General features: G+C 37.6%; 1 protein-coding gene. It reads right to left on the bottom strand.

Features of this window, described 5'->3' with window-relative positions; translation table 11 throughout:
* On the bottom strand, nt 1–194 hold a 194-nt coding region (locus AN214_RS22390), incomplete at its 3' end, for a transposase (protein WP_408003002.1).
* Between the last annotated feature and the right edge of the window lie 24 nt (nt 195–218).

Here is a 218-nt window from a genome sequence, read left to right as displayed (position 1 = left end):
TTTATACTCGGCTTTTTAGTCTGAAAGGTATAGGCAATTAATCCAGCCATTAAATTAACCATAAATGAGATGCAGCTGCGGTGCCTTGTATGGTCTATTTGAGCCATATTTTTCAGCTGGTCGAAAACCGTTTCAATGATGAAACGCTTTGATAACATCGCTCTATCCCAAGATGATATTGGCTGACGTTTCATATTACTTCGTTGACCTGTAATAAA

Source organism: Pseudoalteromonas sp. P1-9 (genome assembly GCF_001399975.1).
Classification (GTDB): Bacteria; Pseudomonadota; Gammaproteobacteria; order Enterobacterales; family Alteromonadaceae; genus Pseudoalteromonas.
This window is presented reverse-complemented; position numbering and strand designations above follow the sequence as displayed.